This is a genomic window from Pseudomonas fluorescens (genome assembly GCF_902497785.1).
GTDB classification, from domain to species: domain Bacteria; phylum Pseudomonadota; class Gammaproteobacteria; order Pseudomonadales; family Pseudomonadaceae; genus Aquipseudomonas; species Aquipseudomonas fluorescens_BO.
In genome coordinates, this window is sequence record NZ_CABVHK010000010.1 from 175903 (window position 1) to 190877 (window position 14975).

Here is a 14975-nt window from a genome sequence, read left to right on the forward strand (position 1 = left end):
GACACTCCCATTTGTAGTGATTATTGAGTCGAGCGAGCAAAAAGACTGCCGAACTCTAGCGACTCGTGCGGGCCTGCGCAACGCAGAGGGCGCGCCAGGCGCCTCGGGATTTTGTTACCATCTGGCCCATATAGAGCGCCCAGCGCCACCGACCTGTAGGAAGCCGCCCTGATGAGCCCAACGTTCGACGTCGTGGAACTCGCCACGACCTATGCCAATAAATCCGCCCAGGACATCCTGAAACTCGCGTTTGCCGAGTTCGGCGATGAGCTGTGGATATCTTTCAGCGGCGCCGAGGATGTGGTGCTGGTGGACATGGCCTGGAAGCTGAACAAGAACGTCAAGGTGTTCAGCCTCGACACCGGGCGTCTGCACCCCGAGACCTACCGCTTCATCGATCAAGTGCGTGAGCACTACAAGATCGACATTGAACTGGTATCACCGGACTACACGAAACTTGAACCATTCGTGAAGGAAAAAGGCCTGTTCAGTTTCTACAAGGACGGCCACGGCGAATGCTGTGGCATCCGCAAGATCGAGCCGCTGCGCCGCAAGCTCTCGGGCGTGACAGCCTGGGCCACCGGCCAGCGCCGGGACCAGAGCCCTGGCACCCGCAGCGCCGTTGCGGTACTGGAAATCGATACGGCTTTCTCCACCCCGGAACGCACCCTGTACAAATTCAACCCGCTGGCGCAAATGACCAGTGAAGAGATCTGGGGTTACATCCGCATGCTCGAACTGCCATTCAACAGCCTGCATGAACGCGGTTTCATCAGCATTGGCTGCGAACCGTGCACCCGCCCGGTGCTGCCGAACCAGCACGAACGCGAAGGCCGCTGGTGGTGGGAAGAGGCGACGCAGAAAGAATGCGGGCTGCATGCGGGGAATATCATCAGTAAATCCAAGGCGTAACGTTCTACCCTGTAAATCCGGGAGCGAGCCTGCTCGCGAATACTACTGATCAGACTGAATGCCATGCTGCGTGACGGTACCGAATGGCAGGGTCAAGACAGGTGCTCCCACAGGATTCGCGTCGAACACATCATCGTGGCGCGACATCAACCCTGTGGGAGCGAGCCTGCTCGCGAAGCCCGCGACTCGGTTCGAAGACAGCCTCAAACCGCACTAAACCGCTGCCCCAACCCCCGCTCCGCAAACTGCTCAATCACAAAATCCACAAACGCCCGCGTCTTTCCCGGCAACAACTTGTGCTCGGCGTAGTAAATGGAAATGTTGCCATCATCGACGTACCAGTCCGGCAACACCCGCTGCAACGTCCCCGCCTCCAGATACCCCACCGCGAACGGCATGCTCACCAGCGCAATCCCCAATCCCTGAACCGCAGTGGCGCACGCCGCTTCTGAATCACTCATGGTCATTCGCGTCCTGAGCGTCAGTGGACTGTGCTGCTGAGTGCGGCTGGTCAATTGCCAGGAACGGACGCGCCCCGTTTGCGGCGAGCGAATCAGAATGCCGTCGTGATGCTTGAGGTCATCCGGCCCGGCAATCGCCTCACGCTCCGCCAGGTAGTGCGCAGAAGCCACCAGCACCCGATGTGCAGGCGTCAGTTTGCGCGCCACTACGCCCTGAGGCAGTTCGAAGCCACCACCAATCGCCGCATCAAAACCCTGCGCGATCAGGTCAACCTGACGGTTGTCAAAATGCCAGTCCGGATTGATCGCCGGAAACCGCCGCAAAAACTCTCCGAGCAGCGGCACCACGTACAACCTTCCGAACACCGTGCCCATGCTGACCTTCAACGTTCCCGCTGGCCGGCCCTCGGCGCTCGCCAGATTGGCCACGGCATTCTGGATCGTGTGCAGGCTGGAACTGACTTCGCCGAGAAACAGCTGGCCCGCCTCGGTCAGCGTCAGACTTCGAGTACTGCGCTGGAACAGGCGCACACCGAGCCTGGCCTCCAGTTTTGCCACGCTTTTGCCCACCGCCGCCGGGGTCAGGCTGAGGCGGCGCGCTGCTTCGGCAAAGCTGCCGACCTCGGCGCTGCGCACGAAGCATTCGATACTGCTGAAGGTTTCCATAAGCGCCACTATAAACTTTTGGTTTACACAGACTATCGCAATTACCGGCTACTCAGCGTGTAATGCGCAATCGATACTAGGCTCCATCAACCGAGACATCTCGCCTCGGGACTTTGGAGATCAACATGACTACTCAGAACCTCAGCGGTAAAGTGGCTTTGATTCAAGGCGGGTCCCGCGGCATCGGCGCCGCCATCGTCAAACGCCTGGCCGCTGAAGGCGCAACCGTTGCCTTCACCTACGTCAGCTCCACGGCCAAAGCCGAAGAACTGCAAAACAGCCTGACGGCCAATGGCGGCAAAGCGCTGGCGATCAAGGCGGATAGCGCCGACGCCGACGCCATTCGCAACGCCGTCAGCGCCACCGTCAAAGCCTTCGGCCGCCTGGACATCCTGGTCAACAACGCCGGCGTACTGGCCGTTGCCCCGCTGGAAGATTTCAAACTGGAAGACTTCGACCAGACACTGGCCATCAACGTGCGCAGCGTCTTCATCGCCACCCAGGCTGCCGCCCAGCACATGACCGAAGGCGGTCGCATCATCAACATCGGCAGCACCAATGCCGACCGCATGCCCTTCGCCGGTGGCGGCCCGTATGCCATGAGCAAAGCGGCGCTGGTCGGTCTGACCAAAGGCCTGGCCCGCGACCTCGGCCCTCGCGGCATCACCATCAACAACGTGCAACCGGGCCCGGTGGACACCGACATGAACCCGGCCAGCGGCGACTTCGCCGAAAGCCTGATCCCGCTGATGGCAGTGGGTCGGTACGGCAAAGCAGAAGAAATCGCCAGTTTTGTTGCGTACCTGGTGGGCCCGGAAGCGGGTTACATCACTGGGGCGAGCCTGACCATCGACGGCGGTTTCGGCGCCTGATCCCGTTAACACCAAACTAAATGTGGGAGCGAGCCTGCTCGCGAAAGCAATCTATCGGTCACATTCATGTTGAATGGACTGCCGCTTTCGCGAGCAGGCTCGCTCCCACATTAATAAACGTTACGCCCATTCGAGCGCTGGCAAACCGCAGGCACTCGGCGTGAACGCTTTCAGCGTACGAAGAATGCCATCGGCGTGTGCGTATTTTTCGTCAGCCATCGCCGCGTCGGGAATCGCAATCGCCCTCATCCCCGCCGCTTTCGCCGCCGTCACACCAAACGGTGAATCTTCGAATACCAGACAATCTTCAGGCGCAACGCCCAGACGCCGCGCCGCAGTGAGAAAAATGTCCGGCGCCGGTTTCGCCGCGCCGACCTCAGGGTCATCGGCCGTCACGACAAAATCGAACAGCGCAAACCAGTCGCGGTGCAAGGTGGTTTTCTGGCCGAACGACTGCCGCGAAGAACTGGTGCCCACCGCAATCGGAATATGGTTGGCCTTCAAATGCCGAACCAGTTCCTCGGCGCCAGGCATCGCCAGCGCCGTGGGAAAACGCTCGCGCATCAGCGGCTCGCGAATCCTCAGGAATTCTTCGGCAGTGATCGGCAGTTCCAGCGCCTCGACCACATAACGCGCCAGATCACCCGCGCCGCGACCGATGATGTTCTGTTTGACGCTCCAGTCGAAGGTCCGGCCATAACGCCCGACAATCATGGACGTCACTTCGGTGTAAATGCCCTCGGTGTCCAGCAGCAAGCCGTCCATGTCGAAAATCACGGCTTTGATCGGGCCGAACTCTTTCAGCGGTGCATTCATCGGGTCTGATCCGTTTTTAATGACATCCCGGCGGACTCAAGTGGAAACGAGTCGCGGATTTGATTAAAGGTTTCAGCAGCATAACGAGACCGCCTGACATAGAGCAACGGGCAATCTCCGGACGGCGATCAAACCGGTGCCGAAGCTGTTTTTCATGATTTAGCGATTCGCCCTACACCAAACACCTCCTTTCCCGACTTCTTTCCTTGTTGATCCCCCGCAAAGTCTCGCGATTCAAATCGATCCGCGCGAGGGACTGCGAATGTTCAAACCTGTCGAGGTTCTGGCCTTGAACAACGCCATCGGTCGGCTGGTGGTTGCTGCCATGAACCCCAGGCACCCGAACGTCGACGGGTTGATTGGCGATTTTCGTCTCTGCCTCAACGACTACGACAGCTGGGCGGAAAATTTCTGGACCGGTTCGGCGCTGGGTGTCGAGCAGGTGTTTAAGGTCGGAAACGAAGTCCGGTTGAGCGCACCGAAGAATTCCACCGCCTCCGTCAGCTCGACCCTCGCCACATGCCCTGCCAGCGGGTCCTTGACCCTTGTGCACATGTTCGAAGCCGCACGCTTCGTGCCGATTGGCGATACGCCGGTGATGCTCGAACCCTTGCTGGCCGAGGACAACGGTGTGTCGACCTTCGGCGAGCCGATTCATAAATTCATTGGCCCCAGCGGCATCCTCGAAATCCCCGAATGCGGGCGCGGACAGAGTTACCGCATCACCTTCTTCCCCACTGTTTCCACCGCTCACGTCAAGGCGCTTTACGCCTCTTATCAGAGCGTGATCGACGCGCTTGAACAGTGGTTACGCGGCGAGTGGACGGGCGAATTTCAGCCGCTATGGGCGGATTTTTCCGAGGCTGGGTTCACTGAGCGCTATGGCCTGTTGCAACGGGCTGACTGGACAGGTTTCGAACAGTCGCTGCACGGTTTGTGGGATGACGTGAAACAGCTTTACGCGCTGATGGCGGACCTGCAAGCCAACAGCGAAAAACTGCTTGAGTACCTGACGGACGTTGAGCTCGCGACGTTGCTGAACGCTTCGACCGACGCCATCGCCAACATGCTGCTGGTGTTGAGCGATGAACCGTTGATGTTTATCCACCTTGCCGCCTTCACCACTTGGCTGCGGATGTTGCCACCGCAGTACATCGCTGAGGTGGTGGCGGAAATTCGCACAGAGATACTGATCGGTTTCCTGCTGGCGTGCGTCTCGGGTCCTGCAGGCCTAACCGTCGGCATCAGCGCCAAAGTGCTGGGCAAGGTCAAGTCGGTCCGGGCCCGCCAATGGCTGGCGACGGCGAGCGTGCGACTGGCCGGGCTCGCCGCTGGCTCTGATCTGGGCAATCACGCGAACACGCTCAAACCACTGGTGGTGAGCGCGCGGAATGTCCCGATCAATCCTGCACCGACCGTTCCCTTGCGCATCAGCGCCGGTGAGTCAGCGGTTGTGGAGGTGAGCAATCCCGTCGCCCTCGCCCGCGACAAGTCCGCCCCCATGACCCGCCTCAGCCGCGTGGAGCATCGCGACGATGCCTCCGCCCCGGCGAAAAATCCCAATGGCGACAGCGTCGAGTCGGCAGACAACACCGCCACCAACGGCTGTCCGGTGTCGATGGTCACCGGCGAAGAACTGCTGACTTTGATCGATGGCTCCCTTGATGGGGTGTTGCCGTTCGACTTCACCCGCGTGTACCGCACCAGTGCCGTGGAGATCGACGGCGGGCTTGGGTTTGGCTGGAGCCACTCGCTCGCGCATCGCCTGGAAATAGATGGCGAAAACGTCAGTTGGATCGATCACGAAAACCGCCGAACCACTTTCCCCCTGCCAGACAGAGAGCGACCCGTCATTCACAACAGTCTGTCGCGGGCGGCGATTTATCTGGGGGATGAACCAGAAGAACTGATCCTTGCACCGGCCGGCGAAGTAGCGCGCTTTTACCACTTTCGTACAGGCCGACTGACCCAAATCAGCGACATTTATGGCAATCGTCTGACGGTGCAGCGCGACACGGCCGACAGAATCATGCGCCTCGACAATGGCGCGGGCCGTTCGCTGCGATTGCGCTATGACCGCCGCCATCTCGCCGCCGTCGAGTATCAGAGCTTCCATCCAGCCGACACGCTGGAAGACGCGTGGCGCACAGAACAGACACTGATCACCTACCGCTACGACGCCTGTCATCGCCTGATCGAAGCGACCAATGCCCTCGGCGAAAGCGAACGTTACGACTACGACGAAAAGCACGTCATTTTGCAGCGTCAACTGGCGGGTGGCGCGAGCTTTTTCTGGGAGTGGGAAAGGTCCGGCAAGGCTGCGCGATGCGTCCGACATTGGGCGTCGTTTACGCAGATGGATACGCGATATGTCTGGGACGACAACGGTAGTGTCCAGGTTAAGAGCGTCGATGGCAGCGAAGAAATTTACCAGCACGACAACCGTGCGCGACTGGTGCTCAGGGTCGATCCGGAAGGGGGCGAGTCGCGCAAGGCCTACGACGATAAGGGTCGGCTGATCACCGAGCAGGATCCGCTCGGGGCCGTGACCGAATACCGCTACGACGAAGTTGGACGGCTGACGGCGCTGATTCCTTCAGAAGGTGAGCCAACGTCCTACGAGTATCGAAACGGCTTCCTGCATGCGCGGCATCGTGGCACCGCGGTCTGGAAATATCAGCGCAATGCTCAGGGTGACGTCACCGAGGCGACTGATCCGCAAGGTCAGGTCACTCACTATCACTACCAGAAAAACGGTCAGTTGCTGTCCATCCGTTTTCCCGACAACAGCCGACATCTGTTTGTCCGCAATGCTTTGGGGCAGTTGACCGAAGAGACGCTGCCAGAGGGCGGTCAGCGTCGTTTTTCATACGACGTGTTTGGGCGACAGACGGCCCGTCAGGACGCACACGGCGCCGTCACCCGTTACCAATGGGATGCCGTTGGACGACTGATCCAGACGACATTTCCCACAGGCGCCCGTCGCGCCCTCAGCTACAACGCCTACGGCAAGGTCACCGCCGAACGCGATGAGCTGGGCCAAGTCACGCGTTTTGAATACGCCGACGATCTGCACCTGATCAGCCGGCGGATCAATCCCGATGGAACACAACTGCGTTACCGCTACGACAACGCGCGTCTGTTGCTGACCGAGATTGAGAACGAATCCGGCGAAAAATATCAGCTGGCCTACACGCCCAATGGATTGATCCGACAGGAAACCGGATTCGACGGCCGACGCACCGCGTATGCCTATGACCTCAATGGCCATCTGCGAGAGAAAACCGAGTTTGGTGACGACGGCTCACAACGAGTCAGCGCGTATCAACGAGATTCAACCGGACGGTTGCTGGTCAAGACACTGCCGGACGGTGTCAATGTCGAATACCGCTATGACAGCCTGGGCCGGCTGGTCAGCGTCGACGACGGTCACGATCACCCGCTCGAATTTGCCTACGACTCACACGACCGGCTGGTAACCGAACATCAGGGTTGGGGCACGTTGCGTTATGGCTACGATGCCTGCGGCCGACTCAACCGGATGCGCCTGCCGGACGCAAGCAAGCTCGTCTATCACCATGCCAGGGGCGGCGCCCTGACGGCGATCGACCTGAACGGCACCCGGCTGACCTCGCACACCTTTTTCGCCGGTCGCGAGCAGAACCGCCAACAGGGCCTGCTATTCAGCGAGTATCAGTACGACGATCAAGGGCGACTCAAGGCCCACGCTGTAAGCCAACAGCAACATTCTTTGTATCGCCGCGACTATGCCTACAGCGCCAACGGCAATCTCGACAGCATCGCCGACACCCGCCACGGCCAGCGCAACTATCACTACGACCCGCTGGATCGCCTGATCCGCGTCCGCCACTCCCGAGACCATCAACCGGAAAGTTTCGCCCACGATCCGGCGGGCAACGTGCTCATGCAGGATCGCCCCGGCCCGATTGCCGTTAATGGCAATCGCCTGTCGATGCAAGGCGACCGCCATTACGATTACGACGCTTTCGGCAACCTCATCCGGGAGCGCCGCGGCACGGCGCAAAAACTTGTCACCGAATACCGGTACGACTGCCAACATCGGCTGATCGGCGTCACCCTGCCAAATGGCAGCCGCGCGACCTACCGCTACGATGCTTTCGGCCGCCGCATCGCCAAGACCGTCGATGGCAAAGTCACCGAATTCTTTTGGCAGGGCGACAACCTCGTCGCCGAAAGCAGCCGCGAGCATTACCGCAGCTACGTTTACGAACCCGGCAGCTTCCGCCCATTGGCCATGCTCGACGGCAAAGGCCCGCGCAACGCCTGCCCGTTCTACTACCAACTCGACCACCTCGGCACCCCGCAAGAACTGACCGATTACAGCGGCGACATCATCTGGGCCGCCCAGTACAACGCCTACGGCCGCCTCACCCGCCTCAACCGCGATACCCACCAGATCCTCGACCAGCCGCTGCGTTTTCAAGGGCAATACTTCGACGCCGAAAGCGGCCTGCACTACAACCGGCATCGGTACTACCAGCCGGATGTCGGACGGTATCTGACGCCGGATCCGAGTGGGCTGGCGGGCGGGTTGAATCAGTATCGGTATACGTTGAGTCCGACGGGGTGGGTCGATCCGTTGGGGCTGAGTGAGTGTCCGGGGGCGGGGAAGTGCAAGGGGGTTGAGGGGGTTGAGGATCCGGCGGGGACGGTGTCCGTTGACGAGGGGGACGTACAGCTGCCTTCATATCCAGAGGAAAAATATTTGTACCGTGGTGACGCCCGTCACCCGGATGAGATCTTTGAAGAAGGATTTAAACCGAAAGGCACCAGCGATGATTTACTCCTTCACTCGCTTGACAGTGCCAAACCTCCAAGCAACTTTGTTAGCACCACCCCTGATAGAGAAGTAGGAATCGACTTTGCAACGAAATTCGCCATGCGACGCGGTTTTTTGTACACCATTAGACTTATCCCGGGTCGAGATCTAGCGAAGGAACTGGGAAAAAAATATAAGTATGGTAGCGAGCGAGAGGTAGCAATTCAAGGCGGGGTAAAAAAGGAAGACATCCTGGGGGCCACACCCGTTGATGCGAATGGTCGCCCTACAAGTCACACAGCCTTAAATCCAAACAGGAGATAGAAAGTGGATCGAGTAGAGATCGTAATTATCAGAGATGGAAAGCGACAAAAGGCGAAATTACTTTGCAACTCAAAAAATCTGTCTATTACTTTTATCATGGAGGACGGATATCAAAAATTGTATTCAGGGAGCGACTTTTACGAATGTTTAGGCCGTATTAGACAAGAGCATTTTGACATAGCCTTTCTGTGTAAAGGTGCAAAAATTAATGTGCATCCTTCTAGCATGTCTTCACAGATGACACTAGGCGTAAAAGCTTATGAACTGTCACTTGGAAAACATGCATTACGGAGTGATGTAGTTAATATATTTGACTACGAGGATAGTAATCTAACAAATGATCCTGAAGAGCAAAAAGCCTTTTTTATGCGGTGGATAGAGTCGGACATTTTAGAAGATTAACTAAATTGCACTCCTTCTTAGAAAATTAATTAAATTGCACTCCTTCAGTGTAAAGCGAGTTGCAAGCGGACCCGCAGGTATCGCTTCTTGTTTGCCACTTTAACTACGACGGCATATATCAGTCCAAATCAACTTGGTTCACGAGGTCCGTCCTTTTCCACAATGTCCGGTTCATCGGGGAGTGCCTCAACGTCAGTGTCAGTGATCTCGTCATCAGCGCCAGGCACCTGCTCCACACCCTCCTCATCATCCGGCGGACGCTGGTCACGACTCAGCGAATCGGTAGGCGATGGCAGCGGGTATTCAGGGGTGTCATCAAAGTCGGAGTCTTTCAGGTCAGCATCCATAACACGCACCTCTCAATGGACCTGAACAGGTCCTGAAATTTCGATGACACCCTCACGCAGGCAGTTCGATCAAGGAGACGATCGGTAGCAGTGGTCAGAAACCCAACTATTGCTCGTCCTCATCCACATCCTCGTCTTCATACTCTGTCTGCCCCACATCGCCCGCATCATCGGCATCATTAAGCGGCACCGTCGCGTCATCCATGAGTGATCCCGGATCTTCATTTCCCGGATCATTGATAAACGGCAGCCCGCTCGGGCCTTTTTCCTCCGTGCCTTCGGTTTCAGGAGTCATGGCAAACCTCTCAACTTTATCGGGGTGTATGTAGTTCGAGGCACCCTGCGTTTAAACGTTCCGGAAGCCTGCTCCCGGACACGAAAAACCCGGCACGGGGCCGGGTTTTATGTCATTCGATATCGGGTTAGCGATGTTTGTTCTTGTGCTTGTTCTTATGCTTGTGTTTGTGACCGCTACCGGAATGAGAGCCGCCGCTGTCGGTGCCCAGGTTGTTACCCACCGCGCCGCCAGCAGCACCGCCCAAGCCTGCGCCAATCGTGGAACCGGTCGAACCGCCGAGGCTGTTACCAATCACCGAGCCACCGGCCGAGCCCAAACCACCGCCAACGGCTGCGGCGGTACGACTGCCTTTGGGCGCGCCAACTGCGCTGCCCGCCGCACCGCCGACACCTGCGCCAATCGCTGCCCCTGTGCTGCCGCCCATTTGCTGGCCGACCACATTACCCAACGCACCACCGATACCACCGCCAACTGCAGCGGTGCCATCACCGGCAGCCATCGCACCTTGAGCGACCAAAAGTCCCAGAACCAACGTGGACAATGTCAAACGCATGATATGAACCTCTAATTCCGCATCGGAAGGAAAGAACGCGCTGCGGATGAGCGGAGTCTAGCACCTGCCCCCACTGAATCCGGTCAGCGATGACGTTTGGACCACTTAAGTTTCAATATCTGCAGACCAGAAACAGGTAGATACAAAAAGCCCGGCATTAGCCGGGCTTTTGCGCTGATCGATCAGCATCAGTGACGCTTGTGACCTTTGGCCAAATTGCTGCCCACGCCGCCGCCGAGTGCACCGCCCAAGCCTGCGCCAATGGTTGAGCCAGTCTTGCCGCCCAGGCTATTGCCGATCACCGAACCGCCCGCGGCACCGACACCGCCGCCGATCGCGGCTTTTGTGCGGCTGCCTTTGCGGGCCGCCACAGCACTGCCGGCTGCGCCCGCGACACCGGCACCAATCGCCGCGCCCGTGCTGCCGCCCATGCTTTGGCCGACCACATTGCCCAGCGCGCCACCCAGACCGCCACCCAGCGCGGCAGTGCCGTCGCCTGCAGCCATTGCACCTTGAGCAACCAGAAGCCCCAAAACCAGAGCAGGCAGAGTTAAACGCATGACAAGAACCTCAAAAAAAGGGGGAAATCAGAAGGGTCGGGATTGAATGCTTTAGCGGCGAGAAAGTCCAGGCACACGGCCCCGACCTCGCCAGTGGCGACGTTTGGACAGCGTTTACGGAAAAGGTTTTATGACAGGCAAAAAAAAGCCCGCTGGGGAGACGGGCCAGGTGTTGCTTTCTAACGGATGAGCTGAGACTACGTAAGGCGGTGTGAAAAGTTTGTGAAAAAAAACACGCACGAAAAAAAACATCCGGGCATAAAAAACCCCGCTCGATGACGGGGTCTGTGAGTGACTGACTACTTCCTGACCCGTGCCGCTACCTTTGGCAAAAATTTCGCCTTGGGCCCTCGGGGCGCAATGGATTTCATTTTGTCGAGTTTGACCTCGTCGTCACCGTAAGCCACCACATATTCCGACTGGCCACACCGCACGCAATTGTTGATCGGAAATTCAGCACCGTCGTCTTCGATATACGGATCAGCCATCTTTTCGCCCCTCTCAAATGCGGGATCGACACCGGCAAGCCCTATTTGCCTGAAACATATCGACCACCAAGCTTTCGAGACTAGCCGGTCATTACCGGACTTGTTATTCAGATTTACAACCGACCGACGAATGGCCGACGCCGCTTCCTGCGAAACCCGGACAGGAATTTAAGGCAATGTCGACAAATGCTGAGCCAGCGCCTCAAGCGCCGGCAACGTGGTCCGTTCGAGGGGGCGTGGCAATCGTTCGTGGCTCGCGACAGCAGATCTCAGAGCAGCTTGACCAGCACCGTCGTGACGGTCGCCACCGTGCCAATCAACCCGGTCGCTACAGCGACCGGATACCAAAAGGTCTCATGGGTCATCTTTCCAGCCTCGGCATTCAGCTTGCGCTGCTCAGCCATCAGCTTGACGATTTCTACGTGGACTTTCTCCAGCTCAGCCTGCTTCATCGTGAATTCCCCGCACTTTTTACCTCTGTCCGTTTATTCACCACAAACGAGGAGGTAATTTGGAGTCAAGAAATACCACTACCTGAGATTCGTCAAACGCGCAAAATTCTTCCTTGTAGAAGCTCACATCGTCTGCATTTCCACATCCAACGTAGATCCTCTTGCCTGCTCCAACTAGACGCTTGATCTCGTCCGCGAGAACAAATTTTCGCGAACTCATGCGTAATCGCGTCGCGTCCAAATACAAGGTCGTACAGGTAGGCGCGAAATCTACGATGGCGGGCCGTCCATACGAAACACCAATTACACCGTCCTGAATCCTCACACCGCAATTTTGACGAGCCGTATCCAACTCCGCGTGTGCAAGCGGTAGCGCGATCTCATAAATATTCCCGTTTTTGTCGCTTGACGCTCTGAATTCGACCAACCCCGACTCTTCATAGGCCAAGAATCGTTTCAATGCTCGCGCTCCACCCCTCCCACCCTGCAACAGTGACCTCGGCTCAAAGATGTCTCCGTCATCCCGCAAGGTGATGCTGGAAGATGAAAAGCTGATAATTACTTTGTTCGCACGACCATGACGAATTGCATTTTGAGTGAGCTCCAGTAGCCCATCAACGCAGTGACGCAAGAAGTCATCACCATATCCGTCCGGAGATGCGTAACGTTTTAATTTGTGCTCCAGTTGCGCCCCCCAATCACCGTCGAGTATGTCGTTCAACTTGTTAATACTATGTCCCTGGGCATTGAACTCAATTGTTTCACCTTCGAGAAGGTGCCTCAAAGCGCCTGTTTGCGAGAAATCTTCCAGTGAGACTGATTCATCCCGCTCCAGGGATTGCAACAAAGGTGCAATGTTGCTTGCAGCAATTTCGGCTGCTTCTAATTGGCGATCTCTATTAAAAGCATCCCCTCCAGCGTCGGATGCCGCTTTGGCGACAAGCCAAGGGAAGTCATTACACAGGAATGCAAAACCCTCCATCTCTCCACCGCGGAGCGCTGGATGCATCTGCACTAGCTGATCACGAAGGTGACTATCTTGGTATAGAATCTCAGCGCTCGCTACAGGACCAATTGCGACATTCACAGCTTTGGTGAGGTCGGACTTCAAACGTTTGCCCTGAATGGCATCAATACTTACCGAGCTGCACTGCCAACGACTTTGGGGTTGAAGCTCGCCGTCTTTGGCGTGCGACACATTGGCGCACCAGACTTCATTGCTAATCAACAGGACTCCCGGCGGCGTGTTCGCAGGATTTCTCCAGCAAAAACCGGTAAGAAGTACCAAACGAGGCTTGGGCATTTCGGCATTCCGCAGAAAGGCATTAGCGATTCGACCGATTGAGCGATCTTGTGAGGTGCCCGAATCTCCTGACAGGTGTAAAACCAAGGAATTCCCGATGAATCCAAGATATGCCCCTGAGGTAGCCTGGCCAACATGAGCCTTTGATGAGTCTGACATCGCAGCTTTCACCGCTTGTTTTTCTACGCTGTTGGCGGTCAACAAAAGACAGTAATTATTGTCGAGTTCAGCTCTACGAAGTCGCACATCGATCAGTCCCATATCATCTCCATTTGGTTTTAGCGCCGGCCACAGGCTGGTAGACGCAAGCAACTGCCTTGCTAATCGACGTAATTGCTCTAATCCCCATCGCAACTGCAGGGGTTTGTCATGCAGAAAAATAACACGTGTTTGGGCAAACGTCGGTACTGGAGAACCCCGCGCATTGTGCGGCAAATCCACTCTCTCATTGCACCGGCCTGGGATGCCCTGCAGAAGATCGATGCGTTGAACCGCACAAAGAAAGCGAAACCGTTGAGATCGTCGAACGGGACAACAAGACGGTGCGTCAGCAGAAGTTGCACTTCGTCTTCCTGAACACGAAAAGCGGGCTTCCGCATGTTAGCGACTTCGTGGTGCGCGACGTTTTTTCAAAGCGCACTTGCTGGCCGCGGGCGTGCGTTACCGTGGACCGGGTCAATGCCGGCACACCTACGCCAGTCAGTTGCTGACCACCGGTGTGGTATCGATCGACTGGATAGCCGAGCAGATGGGACATACCAACGGCAACATGATCCGCCAGCACTATGGGACGTGGATCAATGAGGATGAGACAGACGTAGTGGGGATGTTGCAACTGGCCTTGAAGCTTTCACCGGTCACAGCTCCACATTGAACTCGGTGATGCCCACGGCTTCGGCAAAGCGCCCCACTGCCGTCAAACTGGCCCAGGGGCGTAAAAACAGAATGCTTGGGGGGGTGGTAGACCGATGTAGGGGGTGGTGGTCTCCTCAAACAATCAAAAAGGCCCCCACACCTGGCGCAGGTGTGGGGGCCTGTTGGACATAAGTGGCGTTCTATCTACCTGATGTCAAAGGCCGCACTCGACCCAAAGCTGCCGGTCAGCACCGGTAGTAAACGGCACAACCGGACCTTCTGACCTGACCTCCAGCATCGCCAAAAGCAGACTTTTGGGCCGTCGGTTTCTCGTCACTTTTAAAATTTATGCAGACCCCCGAGACAGAGCAATGAACGGAGGGAAGTGGTCATGCCGTAAAAGGCAATGCAAGCAGTCTTGAGGTGTTTGGTCGATGAAGTCATTTGTAGAGTCTGAGAGGCTGCCTAAATTTCTAGGCAGCCTTGTTTCATCAGAACTTCATGGACTCACCATCCTCAGGAATCATCACCCGATCCTGAATTTTGTTTTCTTGCACAAAAGCGCGTAATTCCTTACGGCTGAGCGACATGTGGTTCACGACATCCATGTGTACGGCAACGATGGCCGCATTGGGCGCTGCCTTAGTGGCCTGCAGTGTGTCTTGCTTGCCCATGATGATGGGATGCTCCTCAAAACCGCTCATGAGAGCGCTGCCCGTGTTCAGGATCACCACGTCTGGCTTGTGCTGCTTCAATGCTTGATCCACTTCCGGGCGCCATACGGTGTCGCCGGCGACATAAACCGTTTTGGCTTTGGGAGCAGAAAACACGACGCCCATGACGGGGCCCATCGCTTCAGCACGTT

General features: G+C 57.0%; 14 protein-coding genes and 1 pseudogene. 5 read left to right on the plus strand and 10 right to left on the minus strand.

The genetic code is table 11. From position 1 onward, the window contains the following. Window positions 1-171: 171 nt before the first annotated feature. Entirely contained in the window at window positions 172-912 is a 741-nt protein-coding gene (locus tag F8N62_RS16745; RefSeq protein ID WP_150711706.1) for a phosphoadenylyl-sulfate reductase, read from the plus strand. Between the two features lie 203 nt (window positions 913-1115). On the opposite strand, the gene F8N62_RS16750 is transcribed toward F8N62_RS16745, so the two are convergent. Then, the gene (locus F8N62_RS16750) at window positions 1116-2039 is read right to left on the minus strand and encodes a LysR family transcriptional regulator (protein ID WP_150711707.1); all 924 of its coding nucleotides are present in this window, start codon (window positions 2037-2039) and stop codon (window positions 1116-1118) included. Window positions 2040-2164: 125 nt separating this feature from the next. Here F8N62_RS16750 and F8N62_RS16755 point away from each other — a divergent pair, with 125 nt between their 5' ends. Continuing rightward, window positions 2165-2911 (plus strand): 3-oxoacyl-ACP reductase family protein, encoded by a 747-nt coding sequence (locus F8N62_RS16755; RefSeq protein ID WP_150711708.1) that lies wholly within the window; start codon window positions 2165-2167, stop codon window positions 2909-2911. Between the two features lie 120 nt (window positions 2912-3031). Here F8N62_RS16755 and F8N62_RS16760 read toward each other — a convergent pair whose 3' ends face one another. Continuing rightward, window positions 3032-3727, minus strand: a complete 696-nt coding sequence (locus tag F8N62_RS16760; protein ID WP_150711709.1) for an HAD-IA family hydrolase — start codon at window positions 3725-3727, stop codon at window positions 3032-3034. Window positions 3728-3989: 262 nt separating this feature from the next. On the opposite strand from F8N62_RS16760, the gene F8N62_RS16765 reads away from it, so the two are divergent. Both F8N62_RS16765 and F8N62_RS16770 read left to right on the plus strand, forming a co-directional pair. Then, window positions 3990-8852 (plus strand): RHS repeat-associated core domain-containing protein, encoded by a 4863-nt coding sequence (locus F8N62_RS16765; protein WP_150711710.1) that lies wholly within the window; start codon window positions 3990-3992, stop codon window positions 8850-8852. Window positions 8853-8855: 3 nt separating this feature from the next. After that, window positions 8856-9254, plus strand: a complete 399-nt coding sequence (locus F8N62_RS16770) for a hypothetical protein (protein ID WP_150711711.1) — start codon at window positions 8856-8858, stop codon at window positions 9252-9254. A gap of 128 nt (window positions 9255-9382) precedes the next feature. Here the strand turns inward: F8N62_RS16770 and F8N62_RS16775 are convergent, their stop codons facing one another. The 7 genes from F8N62_RS16775 to F8N62_RS16805 all read right to left on the minus strand — a co-directional run bounded on the left by F8N62_RS16775 (window position 9383) and on the right by F8N62_RS16805 (window position 13516). Then, window positions 9383-9601 (minus strand): hypothetical protein, encoded by a 219-nt coding sequence (locus tag F8N62_RS16775; protein ID WP_150711712.1) that lies wholly within the window; start codon window positions 9599-9601, stop codon window positions 9383-9385. Window positions 9602-9707: 106 nt separating this feature from the next. Continuing rightward, window positions 9708-9896 carry a hypothetical protein gene (locus F8N62_RS16780; RefSeq protein WP_150711713.1) on the minus strand — a complete coding sequence of 63 codons (189 nt, stop codon included), beginning with the start codon at window positions 9894-9896 and terminating at the stop codon, window positions 9708-9710. Between the two features lie 127 nt (window positions 9897-10023). Next, the gene (locus F8N62_RS16785) at window positions 10024-10452 is read right to left on the minus strand and encodes a glycine zipper domain-containing protein (RefSeq protein WP_150711714.1); all 429 of its coding nucleotides are present in this window, start codon (window positions 10450-10452) and stop codon (window positions 10024-10026) included. 188 nt (window positions 10453-10640) lie between these two features. Further along, a complete protein-coding gene (locus F8N62_RS16790) occupies window positions 10641-11012 on the minus strand; it encodes a hypothetical protein (protein ID WP_017337435.1) in 372 nt (123 codons plus the stop codon). A 299-nt stretch (window positions 11013-11311) separates the two neighbouring features. Beyond that, the gene (locus tag F8N62_RS16795; protein ID WP_150711715.1) at window positions 11312-11500 is read right to left on the minus strand and encodes a hypothetical protein; all 189 of its coding nucleotides are present in this window, start codon (window positions 11498-11500) and stop codon (window positions 11312-11314) included. Between the two features lie 269 nt (window positions 11501-11769). Then, on the minus strand, window positions 11770-11952 hold the full coding sequence (locus F8N62_RS16800) for a hypothetical protein (RefSeq protein WP_150711716.1): 183 nt from the start codon (window positions 11950-11952) through the stop codon (window positions 11770-11772). A 37-nt stretch (window positions 11953-11989) separates the two neighbouring features. Further along, window positions 11990-13516 (minus strand): 5'-methylthioadenosine/S-adenosylhomocysteine nucleosidase, encoded by a 1527-nt coding sequence (locus F8N62_RS16805; RefSeq protein ID WP_150711717.1) that lies wholly within the window; start codon window positions 13514-13516, stop codon window positions 11990-11992. A gap of 183 nt (window positions 13517-13699) precedes the next feature. On the opposite strand from F8N62_RS16805, the pseudogene F8N62_RS31915 reads away from it, so the two are divergent. Further along, window positions 13700-14129 (plus strand): annotated as a pseudogene (locus tag F8N62_RS31915) (site-specific integrase); the annotation flags it as partial. Window positions 14130-14601: 472 nt separating this feature from the next. On the opposite strand, the gene F8N62_RS31520 reads toward F8N62_RS31915, so the two are convergent. Next, the coding region (locus F8N62_RS31520; protein ID WP_412071978.1) for an MBL fold metallo-hydrolase at window positions 14602-14975 on the minus strand (374 nt) is incomplete at its 5' end.

What these genes read in the sequence shown, in the direction of transcription:
- F8N62_RS16745 (WP_150711706.1), top strand. Translation starts at nt 172, where the DNA reads ATGAGCCCAACGTTCGACGTCGTGGAACTCGCCACGACCTATGCCAAT.
- F8N62_RS16750 (WP_150711707.1), bottom strand. Translation starts at nt 2,039, where the DNA reads ATGGAAACCTTCAGCAGTATCGAATGCTTCGTGCGCAGCGCCGAGGTC.
- F8N62_RS16755 (WP_150711708.1), top strand. Translation starts at nt 2,165, where the DNA reads ATGACTACTCAGAACCTCAGCGGTAAAGTGGCTTTGATTCAAGGCGGG.
- F8N62_RS16760 (WP_150711709.1), bottom strand. Translation starts at nt 3,727, where the DNA reads ATGAATGCACCGCTGAAAGAGTTCGGCCCGATCAAAGCCGTGATTTTC.
- F8N62_RS16765 (WP_150711710.1), top strand. Translation starts at nt 3,990, where the DNA reads ATGTTCAAACCTGTCGAGGTTCTGGCCTTGAACAACGCCATCGGTCGG.
- F8N62_RS16775 (WP_150711712.1), bottom strand. Translation starts at nt 9,601, where the DNA reads ATGGATGCTGACCTGAAAGACTCCGACTTTGATGACACCCCTGAATAC.
- F8N62_RS16780 (WP_150711713.1), bottom strand. Translation starts at nt 9,896, where the DNA reads ATGACTCCTGAAACCGAAGGCACGGAGGAAAAAGGCCCGAGCGGGCTG.
- F8N62_RS16785 (WP_150711714.1), bottom strand. Translation starts at nt 10,452, where the DNA reads ATGCGTTTGACATTGTCCACGTTGGTTCTGGGACTTTTGGTCGCTCAA.
- F8N62_RS16790 (WP_017337435.1), bottom strand. Translation starts at nt 11,012, where the DNA reads ATGCGTTTAACTCTGCCTGCTCTGGTTTTGGGGCTTCTGGTTGCTCAA.
- F8N62_RS16795 (WP_150711715.1), bottom strand. Translation starts at nt 11,500, where the DNA reads ATGGCTGATCCGTATATCGAAGACGACGGTGCTGAATTTCCGATCAAC.
- F8N62_RS16800 (WP_150711716.1), bottom strand. Translation starts at nt 11,952, where the DNA reads ATGAAGCAGGCTGAGCTGGAGAAAGTCCACGTAGAAATCGTCAAGCTG.
- F8N62_RS16805 (WP_150711717.1), bottom strand. Translation starts at nt 13,516, where the DNA reads ATGGGACTGATCGATGTGCGACTTCGTAGAGCTGAACTCGACAATAAT.